This window comes from Vibrio comitans, assembly GCA_024346835.1.
GTDB lineage: Bacteria > Pseudomonadota > Gammaproteobacteria > Enterobacterales > Vibrionaceae > Vibrio > Vibrio comitans.
This window is the reverse complement of record AP024866.1, coordinates 2425839-2443406: the sequence shown is the minus strand read 5'-3', so window position 1 is coordinate 2443406 and position 17568 is coordinate 2425839. Positions and strand designations below refer to the sequence as shown.

The following is a 17568-nucleotide window of genomic DNA, read 5'->3' as shown; positions in this document are numbered from 1 at the left end:
ATGAACTTACTAAAACAGACAGGGTTACGCTGGCTTTGGCTAGCGGCTCTGATCTTTGTTGCTGACATAGCAATAAAGCTGGTGGTGATGGACACCATGGGATATGGCTGGGCGAACCGCATTGAGGTATTGCCTTTCTTTAACCTGCTTTATGTGCACAACTACGGTGCTGCGTTTAGCTTCCTAGGTGACCAAGGTGGTTGGCAACGCTGGCTATTTACTGGCATAGCCATTGCCGTGTGCGGAATGTTGATGTTCTGGATGCGAAAGCTGCCTCAAACTGAAAAGTGGAATAACATTGCGTATTCACTGATCATTGGTGGTGCTCTAGGCAATGTTTTTGACCGTATCGTGCATGGTTTTGTGGTTGATTACCTCGATTTCTTCGTGGGAACGTATCACTGGCCTGCATTTAACCTTGCTGATAGCGCTATTTGTATTGGTGCAGGCATGGTTATTCTTGATGGCTTTATTAGCGGAAAACGCGACTCAGAAAATTCTACTGAGAAGTAATACCCCTTAACCGTGTGCTCGATAAGTGAGCACTTGGTGGTGGTGGCAGTATATTTTACTTGTCACCGCTACAAGGTTTCGCTAGTATTGCGTCCGCCCTATAAAGGGGCGCGCTAGCTTTGTTGTAATCTAATTTAAATCACGATTATGACGCGCTGGCTCAACAATTTGGAACATAGGTGGAAAGATGTTTGAAACTCTACTTGTGATTTACCTGTTGGCTGCGCTTGGTGTGATTGGCCTAGTTCTGATTCAACAAGGTAAAGGCGCAGATATGGGAGCCTCGTTCGGTGCAGGCGCATCAAATACAGTATTTGGCGCAGGCGGCTCTGGCAATTTTTTAACCCGAATGACTGCAGTTTTTGCAACAATCTTCATCGTTGTTTGTTTGTTTCTTGGCAATATGTCTACGCATAAATCCGAGTCACAATGGGTTGACCCAACAGCTGGTCAAACTATTCAAAAAACAGATGACGTAGCGAGCGAAATTCCAGCTGAAAAAGGCGCGGAAATTCCTCAGTAAGCTGAAATGCTTATTGCCGAGATGGTGAAATTGGTAGACACGCCAGCATGAGGTGCTGGTGCCTTTGGTGTGAGGGTTCGAGTCCCTCTCTCGGCACCATATATTGTTTGAAAAGCAATCTATTGAGCATATAATGTTCGATAGTCGGACGCGGGGTGGAGCAGCTTGGTAGCTCGTCGGGCTCATAACCCGAAGGTCGTCGGTTCAAATCCGGCCCCCGCAACCATTTTTAGTTGAGTCTGAATTTTCAAACATCATAACTGAAATTTTTCGGTTATGAGCTAAGCTTCTTTTAGCTTAGTGATATCAGGGTCCAGCAGCATAAAACCCCGACTATCGGGGTTTTTTGTTATCTGCGGTTTATCACTGTGGATGTGTGCTTGGTAAATGAAATGGGCTTTATGCCCTTTTTTTGTTTCTGGAGTGGTTGAACAATGACTGGTTTAGAAAGACAACTAACTGAGATGCTTGAAGCGCCTGTAGAGGCATTAGGTTATGAGTTAGTTGGACTTGAGTTTATTCGCGCGGGCGAATATTCGACATTACGCATTTATATCGATAGCGAAAACGGTATTAATGTTGACGATTGTGCTGAAGTAAGCCATCAGGTTAGTGCAGTAATGGATGTAGAAGATCCTATTTCTGTTGCTTATAACCTTGAAGTGTCTTCACCAGGACTTGAGCGACCGCTTTTCAAAGCCGCACACTATGAACAGTTTGTAGGCCAAGAGGTCAGCATTGTGTTGAAGATGGGTGTTGGAAATCGCCGCAAGTGGAAGGGCGTTATCAAGGGTGTTGATGGTGAACTCATCACTGTTGAAACTGACAACCAAGATAATGAGTTTGCTCTGAGCAACATATCTAAAGCCAATCTGATCCCTAAGTTTTAAGTCTATTTAAAGAGGCTATAAGAATGAATAAAGAAATTCTAGCTGTAGTAGAAGCGGTTTCAAATGAAAAAGCCGTTCCTCGCGAGCGTATTTTTGAAGCGCTAGAAATCGCGCTTTCAACTGCGACAAAGAAAAAGTACGAGATGGAAATCGAAGTACGCGTTGAGATCGATCGCAAGAGCGGTGACTTTGAAACTTTCCGTCGCTGGGAAGTGGTTGCTGAAGTTGAAAATCCAACATTGGAAATGTCAATCGAAGCTGCACAGTTCGACGATGAAACCCTAGGTTTAGGTGATTTCGTTGAAGATGAAATTGATTCGGTTAAATTTGACCGTATTACTGTGCAAACAGCGAAACAAGTTATCGTTCAGAAAGTTCGTGAAGCAGAGCGTGAGCAAATCGTTGAACAGTTTATTGATAACGAAGGTGAGCTAATCACTGGTGTTGTTAAGAAAGTAAACCGTGAAACAGTGGTTCTAGACCTTGGTAACAACGCAGAAGCCGTTATCCTTCGTGATGATCAGCTACCTCGTGAAAACTTCCGTCCAGGCGACCGTGTACGTGGTCTTCTTTATTCTGTACGCCCAGAAGCGCGTGGCTTCCAGCTATTCATTACTCGCTCTAAGCCTGAAATGCTAACTGAGCTATTCCGTATCGAAGTGCCTGAAATTGCAGAAGACATCATTGAGCTTAAAGCAGCAGCTCGTGATCCAGGTTCTCGTGCGAAGATCGCAGTTAAAACTAACGATCGCCGTATCGACCCAGTAGGTGCATGTGTGGGTATGCGTGGTGCACGCGTACAAGCTGTATCTGGTGAGTTAGGTAATGAGCGTATCGATATCATCCTTTGGGATGACAACCCAGCGCAATTTGTTATCAACGCAATGGCTCCTGCTGATGTAGCGTCAATCATCGTAGATGAAGATACGCACTCAATGGATATCGCAGTTGAAGCTGATAACCTAGCGCAAGCAATTGGCCGTAGTGGTCAAAACGTACGTTTGGCATCGCAACTTACCGGTTGGGAACTGAACGTAATGACTGTAGAAGACCTACAGAAGAAGCACGAAGCAGAATCCACTGAAGCTATTGAAAGCTTCATGAAGCACCTAGACCTAGAACAAGATTTCGCAGAAATGTTGGTAGAAGAAGGCTTCTCAACTCTTGAAGAAGTGGCATACGTGCCAATGAGTGAGCTTTTGGAAATTAACGGTCTAGATGAAGATTTGGTCGAAGAACTACGTAGTCGAGCTAAAGATGCACTCACCACCCTTGCACTAGCGCAAGAAGAGTCGTTTGAAGGCCTACACCCAGCTGATGACCTATTAGCATTAGAAGGCTTAGAGCGCGAAATGGCGTTCAAACTAGCTGCCAAAGGTGTAGTGACCCTAGAAGATCTTGCTGACCAAGGCACAGATGATCTTGAAGGTATCGACGACTTAACAGAAGAACGTGCTGGTGAGCTAATCATGGCTGCACGTAACATCTGTTGGTTTGGTGACGAAGAATAATCCGGCACGGAGGTAGTTGCATGACACAACTTACAGTTAAAGCCCTAAGTGAAGAAATTGGTACGCCGGTTGAGCGCTTAATTGAACAACTTGAAGACGCAGGTCTGAAAAAGAACTCTAGCGACAATGTAACTGACGAAGAAAAGCAGACATTGTTGACGCACCTGAAAAAAGAACATGGTGATACGTCTGGCGAGTCTGAACCAACCCGTCTAACTTTACAACGTAAGAAGCGTAGCACACTGAGTGTTGCAGCTGGCGGCGGCAAGAGCAAGGATGTGACAGTAGAAGTACGTAAGAAACGTACCTACGTGAAGCGTAGCTCTGTTGATGAGCAAGCTCGTCTTGAAGCTGAGGAAAAAGCACGCCTAGAAGCAGAAGCTGCAGCTAAACGCGAAGCTGAAGAAAATGCGAAACGTGAAGCTGAAGAAAAAGCACAGCGTGAAGCAGAAGCAAAAGCAAAACGTGACGCTGAAGAAAAAGCGAAACAAGAAGCGGCTGCTAAGGCGAAAGCAAGTTCAGCGGAAGCTCCACAAATTGACTCTGAAGAGCGTAAAGTGAAAGATCAAGCAGCAAAAGATGCGGCTGACCTAAAACGTCGCCAAGAAGAAGAAGCTAAGCGTAAAGCAGAACAAGAAGCAGAAAAACTTCTTGAAGAAGCACGTAAACTTGCAGAAGAAAATGCAGAGCGCTGGGCAAAAGAAGAACAAAGCAAGAAGACCGAAACTACGGACTACCACGTAACGACTTCTACTTACGCTCGTGAAGCTGAAGATGCAGCTGACCGTCGTGCAGATGGCGGTGGCCAACGTAAGAAGAAGAAGAAAAAACCAGCTGATGCTAACGCGAACTCAAATGCTCGTGGCAATCAACGTAACCAACGTGGTCAGCGCGGTCGTAAAGGCAAGCTAGCTAAACCGACTTCAATGCAGCAAGGTTTTGATAAGACAGCAACAGTAGCGAAAGCTGACGTTGCTATCGGCGAAACTATCGTTGTATCTGAACTGGCTAACAAGATGTCAGTTAAAGCGACTGAAGTGATCAAGGTTATGATGAAGATGGGCGCTATGGCGACTATCAACCAAGTAATCGACCAAGAAACTGCAGCACTAGTTGCAGAAGAAATGGGTCACAAAGTGGTTCTTCGTAAAGAGAACGAACTAGAAGAAGCAGTAATGTCAGACCGTGACAGCTCACTTGAGTCTGTATCACGTGCACCTGTTGTTACTATCATGGGTCACGTTGACCACGGTAAAACTTCTACACTTGATTACATTCGTAAAGCACACGTTGCTGATGCGGAAGCCGGTGGTATTACTCAGCACATCGGTGCTTACCACGTTGAAACTGACAACGGTATGATTACCTTCTTGGATACTCCTGGACACGCAGCGTTTACTGCAATGCGTGCTCGTGGTGCTCAAGCGACAGATATCGTAGTTCTAGTTGTTGCTGCAGATGATGGCGTAATGCCACAGACTGTGGAAGCGATTCAGCACGCACAAGCGGCTGGCGTTCCATTGATCGTTGCGGTGAACAAGATCGATAAAGAGGGTGCAAACCCAGACAACGTTAAGAACGAACTAGCACAGTACGACGTTATCCCTGAAGAGTGGGGCGGTGAGAACATGTTTGTTCACATCTCTGCGAAACAAGGTACTAACATCGACGGTCTACTAGAAACTATCCTTCTACAATCTGAAGTTCTTGAACTTACAGCAGTAGCAGAAGGCATGGCGTCTGGTGTAGTTGTAGAATCTCGTCTTGATAAAGGCCGCGGTCCTGTTGCAACTGTTCTTGTACAGTCTGGTACGCTTAACAAGGGCGATATCCTACTTTGTGGTCAAGAATACGGCCGTGTTCGTGCAATGCGCGATGAGAACGGTGCTGAAATCACAGAAGCTGGTCCTTCTATCCCTGTCGAAATCATCGGTCTGTCTGGTGTTCCTGCGTCAGGTGACGAAGCAACTGTAGTTCGTGATGAGCGTAAAGCTCGTGAAGTAGCGAACTACCGTCAAGGTAAATTCCGTGAAGTGAAACTAGCACGTCAACAGAAAGCGAAACTTGAGAACATGTTCTCTAACATGGCTGCTGGTGAAGTTGCTGAGCTTAACGTTGTACTTAAAGCTGATGTACAGGGTTCTGTGGAAGCTATCGCAGATTCTCTACGTAAACTTTCTACTGAAGAAGTGAAAGTGAACATCGTAGGTTCTGGTGTTGGTGGTATCACTGAAACTGATGCAGTACTTGCTGCAGCATCTAACGCTATCGTTCTTGGCTTTAACGTTCGTGCTGATGCATCTGCTCGCCGCGCTGTTGAAAACGAGAACCTAGACCTTCGTTACTACTCAATCATTTACCAATTGATTGACGAAGTTAAACAAGCGATGGGCGGTATGCTTGCTCCAGAATTCAGACAAGAAATCATTGGTCTTGCTGAAGTTCGTGACGTATTTAAGTCACCTAAACTGGGCGCAATCGCTGGTTGTATGGTTACTGAAGGCGTGATTAAGCGTAACAACCCAATCCGCGTACTTCGCGAAAACGTTGTAATCTACGAAGGTGAGCTAGAATCTCTACGCCGCTTCAAAGATGACGTTCAAGAAGTTAAGAATGGCTACGAGTGTGGTATCGGCGTTAAGAACTACAATGATGTTCGCGTTGGTGACCAAATCGAAGTATTCGAAATCGTTGAAGTTCAGCGTACGCTTGACTAATCAACACATTGACAAAAATTATCTGACCCCTAAGGTTAGATAATTGGTTGTTGAATACACCATGGGGGGCTTATGCCCCTCATTATTTTTTCTAAAGTGAGAAAAGAAATGTCAAAAGAATTTAGCCGCACACAGCGTGTGTCGCAACAACTGCAAAAAGAACTGGCTGTATTACTACAGCGTGAAGTTCGTGACTCTCGTATTGGAATGGTGACCATTTCAGACGTAGAAGTGTCTCGTGACCTAGCGGTTGCTAAAGTATTTGTTACCTTCTTCTGTGTGGGTGACCAAACGCCAGAATCTAGCCTTGCTGCTCTTAAAGAGCACGAAGTTGAGATTCGCATGATGCTAGGTAAACGCATCCGCCTGCGTCTGACTCCTGAAGTTCGCTTTGTTTATGACAACACACTAGTTGAAGGTATGCGCATGTCTAACCTTGTCAGTGAAGTTGTGTCTAAAGACGAGAAGAAGAAAGCTGAATCAGGTCGTGAGGACGAAGAGTAATGGCAAGACGTCGTAAAGGCCGCCCAGTCAACGGCGTCGTTCTGTTGGATAAACCAACAGGGATCTCTTCAAACGATGCGCTACAAAAAGTAAAGCGTATCTACTTTGCAGAAAAAGCAGGCCACACAGGGGCTCTAGACCCTCTAGCCACTGGTATGCTACCTATCTGCTTAGGTGAAGCGACTAAGTTTTCTCAGTTCTTATTGGACTCAGATAAGCGCTACCGCACCATAGCGAAACTAGGTGAGCGTACTAATACCTCTGATTCAGATGGTGAAGTGGTAGAAACTCGCCCTGTTGCGGTTACCAAAGAGCAACTGCTTGAAGCGATTGCATCGTTTCGTGGCACAACAGATCAAGTTCCTTCGATGTTCTCTGCCTTAAAATACCAAGGTAAACCTTTGTATGAATATGCACGTGCAGGTATTGAAGTACCGCGTGAATCTCGCCGAATTACGGTTTATGAGATTGAGCTTATTCGTTTCGAAGGCGACGAAGTTGAACTAGAAGTTCACTGCTCTAAAGGCACTTATATTCGTACCATCGTTGATGATCTTGGCGAAATGCTAGGCTGTGGGGCTCATGTTACTTATCTACGTCGTACAGGTGTTGCTAAATACCCTTACGAAAAGATGGTGACATTAGAACAACTGCAAGCACTGCTTGAGAAAGCCAATGCTGAAGAGATTGCACCGAAAGAACTATTGGATGAGCTATTGCTACCAATGGATACTGCGGTAGAAGATCTGCCAGAAGTGAACCTGATTCCAGAATTAACCGATATGGTTCAACATGGGCAACCGGTTCAAGTTTTTGGTGCACCTACAGAAGGCGTGGTTCGCATGACTTCTGGTGAGGAGAAAACCTTTATTGGTGTTGCTGAAATTGATGACGATGGACGCATTGCACCTAAGCGATTAGTGGTATTTAGAGAAGAAACTGAAAGCTAACCGCTTTCAGTTGATAGCTCTTGCTTTACGGTTTTCTTATCCGTATAATTCGCGCTTCGCGTAGCGGCTGAATCAGAGATTGGCGCTACAACTTTTAAACTTACTCTTATCAGGAGAGAATTATGTCTCTGAATGCAGAAACTAAAGCAGCAATCGTTGCAGAATACGCACAAGGTGAAGGCGATACAGGTTCACCAGAAGTTCAAGTAGCTCTACTTACAGCTTCTATCAACCACCTTCAAGGTCACTTTGCTAACCACAAGCACGATCACCACAGCCGTCGTGGTCTGCTACGTATGGTTTCTCGTCGCCGTAAGCTTCTAGATTACCTTAAAGGTAAAAACCTAGCTCGCTACCAAGACCTAATCAAACGTCTAGGCCTACGTCGCTAATTAAGCGACTGCGTCAAGCAGTTTGAAGAAAAAGGAGCCTATGGCTCCTTTTTTTGTTTCTGATGAAAGCGAATGGCCAACTTGTAAACGTGTTTTCAGGTATAGCCCAGCTTTTTCTTCTCTAGATTACAAAATCTAACCTAAGTAGTTTATACTACGCCTCGTTATTTGTATTTTCACGAATAGCTACCGACCCAACACATTACAGTCACAGATGTCGGCCACTAGGTCGCGACTATTACAAGTAGATTTAAGAACCTTTCTTTAGTCTGTTTTTACTAGTCGCGATTGGTAGTGTTTTGGGTTTTCACTAAATTTTTCTATAGCTGAAACGCTATGGAACAAGGAAACAAGAATGTTCGAAAAACCAGTTGTTAAGACTTTCCAGTACGGTAACCACACGGTTACTCTAGAGACTGGCGTAATTGCACGTCAAGCTACTGCAGCAGTAATGGCGACAATGGACGATACTTCAGTATTCGTATCTGTTGTAGCTAAGAAAGAAGCAGTAGAAGGCCAAGATTTCTTCCCTCTTACAGTAAACTACCAAGAGCGTACATACGCTGCAGGTAAAATCCCTGGTGGTTTCTTCAAGCGTGAAGGTCGTCCTTCAGAAGGCGAAACACTAACGGCTCGTCTAATCGACCGTCCAATTCGTCCTCTATTCCCAGAAGGCTTCAAGAACGAAGTTCAGGTTATCGCGACAGTAATGTCTGTTAACCCTGACGTACAACCAGACATGATCACTATGCTTGCAACTTCTGCTGCATTGTCTATCTCTGGTGTTCCTTTCAACGGTCCTATTGGTGCAGCACGTGTTGCTCACATTGATGGCGAGCTAGTGCTTAACCCGTCAATGACTGAACTAGAAAGCTCTAAGCTAGACCTAGTGGTTTCTGGTACTGAAGGCGCTGTTCTTATGGTTGAGTCTGAAGCAGACAACCTAACAGAAGAAGAGATGCTAGCTGCTGTTGTTTACGGTCACGACCAACAACAAGTTGCAATCCAAGCGATCAAAGAGTTTGCTGCAGAAGTAGCGACTCCTTCTTGGAACTGGGAAGCACCTGCTGAAAACACAGAGCTTGTAAACAAGATTGCTGAACTAGCAGAAGCACAGGTAGTTGAAGCTTACCAAATCACTGAAAAGATGGCTCGTTATGACCGTATCCATCAGATCGGCGACGAAGTAAAAGCAACTCTACTTGCTGAAAACGCTGAGCTTAACCCGAAAGAAATCCACACTATCTTCCATGATCTTGAAAAGACAGTAGTACGTCGTGGCATCATCGCGGGTAACCCACGTATCGATGGTCGTGAAAAAGATATGGTTCGTGCTCTAGACGTACGTACTGGCGTTCTTCCACGTACTCACGGTTCTGCGCTATTCACTCGTGGTGAAACTCAGGCGATCGTTACTGCAACTCTTGGTACTCAACGTGATGCACAAATCATCGATGAGCTAACAGGCGAGCGTAAAGACAACTTCCTACTGCACTACAACTTCCCTCCATACTGTGTAGGTGAAACTGGTTTTGTTGGTTCACCTAAGCGTCGTGAAATCGGCCACGGTAAACTGGCTAAGCGTGGTATTGCAGCGGTAATGCCTTCTGTTGAAGAGTTCCCATACACAGTTCGTGTTGTATCGGAAATCACAGAATCTAACGGTTCTTCTTCAATGGCTTCTGTATGTGGTACTTCTCTTGCTCTTATGGACGCAGGTGTGCCAATTAAAGCTTCTGTTGCGGGTATCGCAATGGGTCTAGTTAAAGAAGGCGAAGAGTTCGTTGTTCTTTCTGACATCCTAGGTGACGAAGACCACCTTGGTGACATGGACTTTAAAGTAGCCGGTACTAACGACGGTATCACTGCACTGCAGATGGATATCAAGATCGAAGGTATCACTAAAGAGATCATGCAAATTGCTCTTAACCAAGCGCAAGGTGCACGTAAGCACATCCTATCTGTAATGGATGACGCTATCTCTGGTGCTCGTGAAGAGATTTCTCAATTCGCTCCACGTATCCACCAAATGAAGATCAACCCTGAGAAGATCCGTGACGTTATAGGTAAAGGCGGCGCAGTAATTCGTTCACTTTGTGAAGAAACTGGCACAACTATCGAGATCGAAGACGACGGTACAGTGAAGATCGCTGCAACTTCTGGCGAGCAAGCACAAGATGCAATCGACCGCATCAAGGCGCTAACTGCTGAAGTAGAAGTAGGTACTATCTACACAGGTAAAGTTGCTCGTCTAGCTGACTTCGGTGCGTTCGTTACTATCCTTCCTGGTAAAGATGGTCTAGTACACATCTCTCAAATCGCTGACAAGCGCGTAGAGAAAGTATCTGACTACCTAACTGAAGGCCAAGAAGTTAAAGTTAAGGTTCTTGAAATCGACCGTCAAGGTCGTGTACGTCTAAGCATGAAGGAAGCTGTTGAAGCTCCTGCAGCAGATGACGCAGCACCAGCCGCTGAATAATATTGATTTTTAAGAAAAAATTGATGTATGTGTAAATAAAGAGGAGCTTTTTAGCTCCTCTTTTTCTATGCTAAAGGAATACGATTCGAATTCGATGATCCACATGGAGGTAGTATTTCGTGAAATGGTTTAGTGTGCTGATAGCTGGTGTAGTACTAATGGTGTCCGGCTGTTCAAGCATCGGCGGTCAAAGTCAAAAATGGGCGCCACCACCAATGGCCGTTCCTCTACAGCCTTCAATTCAACAAGAAGTGCAGATTGCTCGCACAACACAGCTGCTGTTGCGTAGCGATATTAATGATCAAGAAAGAGCAGAGCTACACTTTCAACGTGGCGTGTATTACGACAGCCTTGGGCTACGTGAGCTAGCACGCTATGACTTCAATCAAAGCTTATCCATCAACCCTGCTCAACCCGATATCTTCAACTTACTGGGTGTTTATTTCACTCAGGTTGGCCAGTACGACGCCGCCTATGAGGCGTTTGACTCCACTTTGGAGTTAGACCCTAATAATCAATATGCAGAGCGTAACAGGGCCATAGCGCTCTATTATGGTGATAGAGTGGATCTTGCATTGGAAGAAATGACCCGACACTATAATGATGATCCCAGTGATCCATTTCGCGCAATCTGGTTATACATCATTGAAACAGAATCTAACCCACAGCAAGCTTTAGATAAACTGACGCAAAGCTATGCCAACAGGAATCAAGAGTGGGCGTGGGTATTAGTTGGTTTGATGCTAGATGAAGTACCTGAAGATGATGCCTTTATGGAAATCGCGGCGGGTGCGAAAGATAACCTCACACTCGCTCAGCGTCTAACGGAAGCTTATTTCTATCTTGCAAAGCGACACCAGCTTCAAGGTGAATACGCAGAAGCGGTGAGTTTGTACAAACTTTCTTTGAGCCTGAATGTCTATGAATACGTTGAGCATCGTTATGCGTTTCTTGAGTTAGGTAAGATTTTTTCAGATATCCGCGCTGAACGAAAACTGCAACTTGAGCAAAGTCAGCAAGAGAATGAATAGATAACTGCAATATAGTTGAACTTCTTTCTGTAATCAGACTCATATAAATACCGCTCTCATTTGAGGCGGTATTTTTCTTTTCTGCCCAATACGACAGTTATTGTTTAAATCTCCTTCATATTATTTTTCAGAAGTTTCATAACTTTCATAAGTGTGAAATTTATGAAAGAAATCCAACAAAAACTCATTGTCTCATCTGATATTTTTGTGACCATTTTCTGCTATCTCATGAAATGAAACCGCTTTCTCAGAGCTTTGATGAGTCTTTTTATTTTAATAACCTGTTGTATTTGCTTGATTTGGGTGTTTTATCGGCGCTGTGAATATTTCATGGGATTATTATCCATCATTCATTGTGAGGTATCGCTGAACTTTCATCTCTTTCATTGGATAACATTTGTTTCGTGGACATAAAACCTATAACAAAACTAGGAAATAACATGAAACTTTTTAAACTCTTACCTCTATCCCTAGCAGTGGCTGGTACCCTAGCTTCTGCCGGCGCACTCGCTGACAACCATGACATCGATGCGATGGAAGCGCGACTAGCAGAGCTTGAAGCTCGTGTTGGTGGCCAATTCAACGACACGCAACAACCAGCGGTACTAAACGCTCAGTCTGAAGTTCCTTTAGGTATCGTATTCTCTGGTTATGCTCGTTACGGTGCTGGCTACCAAGGCGGTGACTCTCTGTATGTTGGTACTGCAGGCGGTATTGGTGGTGGTAACAAAACTGGTCGCTTAGGTAATGAGCAAAACGGTGGTGAGATCCAATTCGCTAAAGCATTTGAAAGTGATGCTGGTGCAATCTGGGATATCGTATTCATGGTTGACCACTGGGAAGATGCTTCTTGGGGCAACACTGGTGGTACTCAAGTCAAAAAACTATACGCTGGCGCATCAAACGTATTTGAATCTCAGCCAGATCTATACATTTGGGCAGGTCGTGACTTCCACCAACGTCCACAAACAGACATCGACGATTACTTCTGGATGATGCACGATGGTCAAGGTGCTGGTTTCTACAACCTAAACCTTGGTGGCGTAAAATTTGACTTCTCTGTTGTTGGGCAAGTTGAAGGTGAGTTTGTTGGTGATAATGGCAAGTATGCAGCAACTTCTAAACTACACGGCATGAATCTTGGTGGTGTAGATCTAGCGTTATACGCGAACTACGGCTTCAAATCAGACAAGCTAGAGAATGATAATGATGTTGCTGATAGTGCATACCAATTAGCAGCAGAAGCGAACTTCTCTGGTCAAAAATTTCTTGTACGTTACTCAGACAGTGCAGTAGATAGCGTGTTTGACCTAAAAGAAGATCAAACAGCATTGCTATTTAGCTTTAGCGGTGGTGTTGGTCTAACAGATAACGCTGGTATTCAATACCTAACTTCATATCAAATGAATGAAGGTGATGCAGTAGAAGACCGTGCTCAATACAACGTAATTGTTCGCCCAACTTATCAATGGAATGACGTCCACTCTACATGGCTTGAGGGTGGCTACAACGTCGTCGATTTTGATGACATCGATGCAACTAACTCCTCTTGGAAAGTAACGCTGTCTCAAAACATTGCAATCGGTGGTGAAACTTGGTCTCGTCCAATGCTTCGCTTCTACGCAACTGTGGGTGAAGCAGACAACGAGTACACAGGTCAAAACCCAGATGGCTCTTACACAACTAGCAACCCAGACACTCTAACTGTTGGTGCTATGTTCGAAGCTTGGTGGTAAACACTAGCCAACTGTTAATTTGATGTAAGTTCTTCAATTGGTCCCTTTTCCCTTGAAGGGACCATTTTTTCGACAAAATAACTCCCGTCGGTTGGGCACATTAGTGCCCACTTTTCTATTTTGAATGTATTTACTCTAAGTTACTCACTCTGTTTTCCTGCTTGAAAGCGTTATGTCGCTCAAACTTCTAGAGATCTTTTTACCCAAGATCCTCACCCTGTGATCCTCTTCCTTAATTTTATGTGACTTCATTGATATTGTCCCAATCCAAGAAAGCGCTTTCTTTTTGGTTGGGGGTAAATGTGGCAACAATTAAGGATGTATCGGAACTGGCCGGAGTGTCTCAAGCAACTGTATCTCGAGTTGTAAATGGCACCACAAGGGTCAGTCATACCAAAAAATTAAAAGTGGAAAAGGCGATTCGAGAGCTAGGGTATAAACTTAGTGCCTTTGGTCGTACGCCGAGTAACACCCGTACAGGAAGTATCGGGATCATTGTTCCCGAACTCGGTGGGCCTTTCTATTCTGAGATCCTTGATAATATTGAAAGCACTCTTAGTCGTTACGGTTATCACACAGTTGTTACTTCCGGTCAGTCTTCAGAGCACTGCCAAAAAGAATCCATTGAGTTCCTACTCGGGCGAAGAGTAGATGGCCTGATCTTACTCACCCCAAATCTTACCGATGACTATTTGATCAACTTAGAAAATCAAGGTGTCCCATTAGTTGTTTTGAACCGTACAATTCCTGAAATGCCGCGCAGTTGTATCAATATTGACAATGAGCTTGGCAGTCGCAGTGCGATCCAGTACCTGATCAAACAAGGTCATACTTCGATTGCGTGTATTTCGGGCCCTCTATCTGAAGCTGATGCTCGAGCTAGACTGTTGGGTTATAGAAGAGCTCTTGAAGAAGCGGATATTGCCTACGATGAAATGCTAGTGTGTGAAGGTGGATATACCGAAACTTCAGGTAAAACCGTAATGGCAAAATTGCTTCGTAGAGAGCGAGGGTTTACTGCGGTGTTTGCTTGTAACGATCATATGGCATTTGGCGCTTATGAGACGCTACGCGAAGAGGGGATTTCTGTACCAGAGGATATTTCTCTGATTGGTTTTGATAACGTTAATTTTGCCCGTTATCTAACGCCAGCTCTAACAACCGTCAGTTTTCCAATAAAAGAAATGTGCATGGAGGCGGTAGAGTTGATGTTCCAAAAACTGAATAAAAACCAAACTCAAGTACGCTATCGTCTATTACCTTCGTTGGTGATCCGTGACTCTGTTGCAGAAAAGTCACTGATTCACGCATAGAGATCAAGTGGGCCTTACTATGGATACATCTAAGGTAAAAAGGAAAGTCACCGTACACCAGGTAGCCAAAGAGGCGGGAGTTTCTGCAAGCACAGTTTCTCGATTTTTAAATCAAACCACTTTCGTTGCAGAAGACAAACGCAAACAGATTTTAGAGGCTATCCGCAAAACAGGTTACCAAACTCAAGCCACAAACAGTAAGTCATCATTGGGCAGTCGAACCATTGGCGTGCTAGTGCAAAATCCCGAAAGCCCCCACAACACTCGAATCCTAGAAGATATGGAAAAGGTGCTGTTTTCTTACGGTTATACCATCTTGATTGCAGCTGGACACTGGAAGTTGAAAAACCAGTTACACGGATTGGAGTATTTAAAGAAAAGTGGCGTAGATGGGGTTATTGTCGTGATGGGCAACCTGAGAGAGCAGCATATTCAGGAGTACGCGAAGACAATCCCGGTCATCGCTGTAGGCTATCGAATATCAGGTCACAATATTCACTCACTTTGCAATGACAATACCATTGGCGGGTATATGGCTACCTTGCACCTGCTACAAAAGGGGCATAAGAGAATAGCTCACATCAAAGGAGTGCAAGAGCAACCCGATGGAGTAACGCGTTGTGATGGATATAAAAGAGCTTTGACCGAGGCTGGCTTGAAAATCGATCCACAATTGATCAAGCAAGGGGATTTTGGCTCTGAAATGGGGTACCAAAAAACCATTGAGCTAATTGAATCCCGCGCCCCATTTACTGCTATTTTTGCCGCTAACGATCAAACGGCCTACGGTGCTATAAAAGCTATCCATGATAAAGGCTTACGAGTGCCAGAGGATATTGCCGTGATTGGCTTTGATGACCTAGCAACCTCTCGTTACTTCACTCCGTCCCTTACGACTATGCGCCAACCCATTGAAGAAATAGGGGCAACCTGCGCTGAGTCTATGGTGCGATTTTTGGAGGCAGGGAAGCAACTGAAACCGCGGCTTCCCCCTATCGAGCTGATCGTTAGGCAATCTACCTAACGATCCTCTGCCTAGTTGCTATTGCGTAACTCCAGCCCTGCGATCTGATGCCAGTAGCCATTGCACTGGCGATCTTCAATCACAATAGGGCTGTTACCCTTTTCATTTGCTTTGAAAGCATCAATATGACTGAAGGTATCTACGCCTAGCGGGCTTAGGCGAATAACATCCACCAAGCCTTGCATCGATGGTATATCGTTACCTAGGTTGTAACAGTAACCAGATTGAGTTTGAATACCGTTTAAGTTAAATACCGTTTGTCCCTCTTGGCTGTCTACCTTTAGGCCTGTTGGGTATTTAATACAGCATGTCTCGCATTCATCTTTGGCTTTGTTTTCTGCGCGAGCAGTAAAACAACGGGCTGAGTAAGCCAGTGGCAGGTAGCCGTGGCTGAACACTTCAACCTCGAACTTGTTGCGAATACCAATGTCATCGCACTGATTCAAAGTGTTCGCTAGCCAATCACGAGAAAGTTCTACCGGCATACACCAGCGAATCATACCTTGTTTAAGAAACAGATTTAGGGTGTGCGCATTGTAGGTATTGATGGCTGGACCAACAACAAAGGGGACGCCTTTTTCATGGGCAAGCTGTATCCCAGACACATCATTGGCTTCAATAGCGAAATCACCGTTGTCGATGTATTTCTTCATGATGTTAACTTCGCTTGGTGCTTCTAACAGCGCCATGGTTGATAACACCACTTGCTTACCCGAGTCTGCAAGCTCTTTAGCGATATCAAACCAATGCTTTGGCTTCATTTCTCTGCGTTTTGAGCAAACCGACTCACCTAAATAAATAATGTCAGCGCTAGATTGCTGTGCTTGCTGATAAAAGCTTTCTACGTCTTGTTTTGGCCAAAAGTAGAGTAGAGGGCCTAATGAGTATTTCATATTAATGTCTCCTGCTACTGCCATTTACGATGATAAGCACCCAGAGTGGTTTGGGTGCCTTCTGATACATTTGCCAAAGCTCTATCCCATTCAGGCTGCACCTGATAGTTTTCTGGATTTCGCTGATAGGCATCAATTGCCGCGCGCCAAGTGCGTGTTACTTGCTCAACATAAGCAGGGCTACGCTGACGGCCTTCAATTTTCACTGATGCGACGTTGGCAGCAAATAGTTCAGGTAGTAAAGACAAGGTATTTAGGCTAGTTGGCTCTTCTAAGGCGTGGTAAAGCTTGTTTTCACCTTCAACGGTCGCATTGAAGCGGCCTTTACATAAGGTTGGATAGCCTGCGTTTTCACCTTGTGCATAACGGTCAATTAGGATCTCATTCAATCTCGATTCAAGGCCTGCGTCTGTTTCTTGCCAGCGAACGTATTTTGCAGGAGAGCAAGCGCCAACTGTGTTTGGAGACTCACCGGTAAGATATGAAGACAAGTAACAACGACCTTCAGACATTATGCATAAGCTACCAAAGGCGAATACTTCGAGCTCAACGTCAGAGGTTAGGTTTCTAGACAGTTGTTTAACCTGATGTATGGACAAAACTCGAGGTAGAACGACGCGCTTGATGTTGAAGTTACTGTGATAGTAGTCAACGGCGGCCACATTGGTTGCAGAGGCTTGAACGGAAAGGTGCAGTTCAAGCTCAGGGTAACGTCTTGCTGCATATTCCAGTACCGCAATATCAGCAACAATTAGGGCGTCAATGCCATTTTGCGCTGCCATATCGACTGCATTGGTCCAACGCTCGAAACCAGATGGCTGGGCGAAGGTATTTAATGCGACATGAATTTTCTTGTTAGCATTGTGCACATATTGCACCGCTTTCTCGAATTTTTTACCGTTAAAGTTCAAACCAGCGAAGTGACGAGCATTGGTATCGTCTTTGAAGCCGACGTAAACCGCATCAGCGCCGCAATCAATGGCAGTTTTCAGTGCAGGTAGATTACCGGCAGGGCAGAGTAGTTCCATAGTTCTGATAATTTACTGAGCAAAATAGTGAAGTAGTGTATCTAATGGTGATGAAGCGGTAATT

15 protein-coding genes and 2 tRNA genes are annotated in these 17568 nt (G+C 44.8%); 15 read left to right on the top strand and 2 right to left on the bottom strand.

Annotated features, from left to right (window positions below; all coding sequences use genetic code 11):
- The 15 genes from lspA to OCU46_RS11160 all read left to right on the top strand — a co-directional run bounded on the left by lspA (position 1) and on the right by OCU46_RS11160 (position 15583).
- A complete protein-coding gene (gene lspA, locus OCU46_RS11230; protein ID WP_141272013.1) occupies positions 1–513 on the top strand; it encodes a signal peptidase II in 513 nt (170 codons plus the stop codon).
- Between the two features lie 187 nt (positions 514–700).
- Positions 701–1036, top strand: a complete 336-nt coding sequence (gene secG, locus OCU46_RS11225; RefSeq protein ID WP_141272014.1) for a preprotein translocase subunit SecG — start codon at positions 701–703, stop codon at positions 1034–1036.
- Between the two features lie 15 nt (positions 1037–1051).
- Positions 1052–1135: transfer RNA gene (locus OCU46_RS11220), tRNA-Leu, on the top strand.
- A 50-nt stretch (positions 1136–1185) separates the two neighbouring features.
- Positions 1186–1262, top strand: a tRNA-Met gene (locus OCU46_RS11215).
- Between the two features lie 208 nt (positions 1263–1470).
- Positions 1471–1926, top strand: a complete 456-nt coding sequence (gene rimP / locus OCU46_RS11210; RefSeq protein ID WP_017028906.1) for a ribosome maturation factor RimP — start codon at positions 1471–1473, stop codon at positions 1924–1926.
- A gap of 23 nt (positions 1927–1949) precedes the next feature.
- Positions 1950–3437, top strand: coding sequence for a transcription termination factor NusA (nusA, locus tag OCU46_RS11205; protein WP_017028905.1), 1488 nt, complete (start codon positions 1950–1952; stop codon positions 3435–3437).
- Positions 3438–3457: 20 nt separating this feature from the next.
- Positions 3458–6154 carry a translation initiation factor IF-2 gene (gene infB, locus OCU46_RS11200; protein WP_141272015.1) on the top strand — a complete coding sequence of 899 codons (2697 nt, stop codon included), beginning with the start codon at positions 3458–3460 and terminating at the stop codon, positions 6152–6154.
- Between the two features lie 108 nt (positions 6155–6262).
- Positions 6263–6658 carry a 30S ribosome-binding factor RbfA gene (gene rbfA, locus OCU46_RS11195; RefSeq protein ID WP_141272016.1) on the top strand — a complete coding sequence of 132 codons (396 nt, stop codon included), beginning with the start codon at positions 6263–6265 and terminating at the stop codon, positions 6656–6658.
- Positions 6658–7608 carry a tRNA pseudouridine(55) synthase TruB gene (gene truB, locus OCU46_RS11190; RefSeq protein WP_141272017.1) on the top strand — a complete coding sequence of 317 codons (951 nt, stop codon included), beginning with the start codon at positions 6658–6660 and terminating at the stop codon, positions 7606–7608. Before rbfA ends, truB begins: the two co-directional genes overlap by 1 nt.
- Positions 7609–7730: 122 nt before the next feature.
- A complete protein-coding gene (rpsO, locus tag OCU46_RS11185; RefSeq protein ID WP_119009784.1) occupies positions 7731–8000 on the top strand; it encodes a 30S ribosomal protein S15 in 270 nt (89 codons plus the stop codon).
- Between the two features lie 355 nt (positions 8001–8355).
- On the top strand, positions 8356–10479 hold the full coding sequence (gene pnp / locus OCU46_RS11180; protein ID WP_141272018.1) for a polyribonucleotide nucleotidyltransferase: 2124 nt from the start codon (positions 8356–8358) through the stop codon (positions 10477–10479).
- A 119-nt stretch (positions 10480–10598) separates the two neighbouring features.
- Positions 10599–11510: a lipoprotein NlpI gene (nlpI, locus tag OCU46_RS11175; protein WP_141272019.1), complete on the top strand. Its 912-nt coding sequence runs from the start codon at positions 10599–10601 to the stop codon at positions 11508–11510.
- 440 nt (positions 11511–11950) lie between these two features.
- Positions 11951–13246: a carbohydrate porin gene (locus OCU46_RS11170; RefSeq protein WP_141272020.1), complete on the top strand. Its 1296-nt coding sequence runs from the start codon at positions 11951–11953 to the stop codon at positions 13244–13246.
- A gap of 302 nt (positions 13247–13548) precedes the next feature.
- Positions 13549–14559: a LacI family DNA-binding transcriptional regulator gene (locus tag OCU46_RS11165; protein ID WP_141272021.1), complete on the top strand. Its 1011-nt coding sequence runs from the start codon at positions 13549–13551 to the stop codon at positions 14557–14559.
- 19 nt (positions 14560–14578) lie between these two features.
- Positions 14579–15583, top strand: coding sequence for a LacI family DNA-binding transcriptional regulator (locus tag OCU46_RS11160; protein WP_141272022.1), 1005 nt, complete (start codon positions 14579–14581; stop codon positions 15581–15583).
- Positions 15584–15594: 11 nt separating this feature from the next.
- Here OCU46_RS11160 and OCU46_RS11155 read toward each other — a convergent pair whose 3' ends face one another.
- Positions 15595–16476, bottom strand: a complete 882-nt coding sequence (locus OCU46_RS11155; protein ID WP_141272023.1) for a U32 family peptidase — start codon at positions 16474–16476, stop codon at positions 15595–15597.
- A gap of 14 nt (positions 16477–16490) precedes the next feature.
- Positions 16491–17504 (bottom strand): ubiquinone anaerobic biosynthesis protein UbiU, encoded by a 1014-nt coding sequence (gene ubiU / locus OCU46_RS11150; RefSeq protein ID WP_141272024.1) that lies wholly within the window; start codon positions 17502–17504, stop codon positions 16491–16493.
- Positions 17505–17568 lie beyond the last annotated feature (64 nt).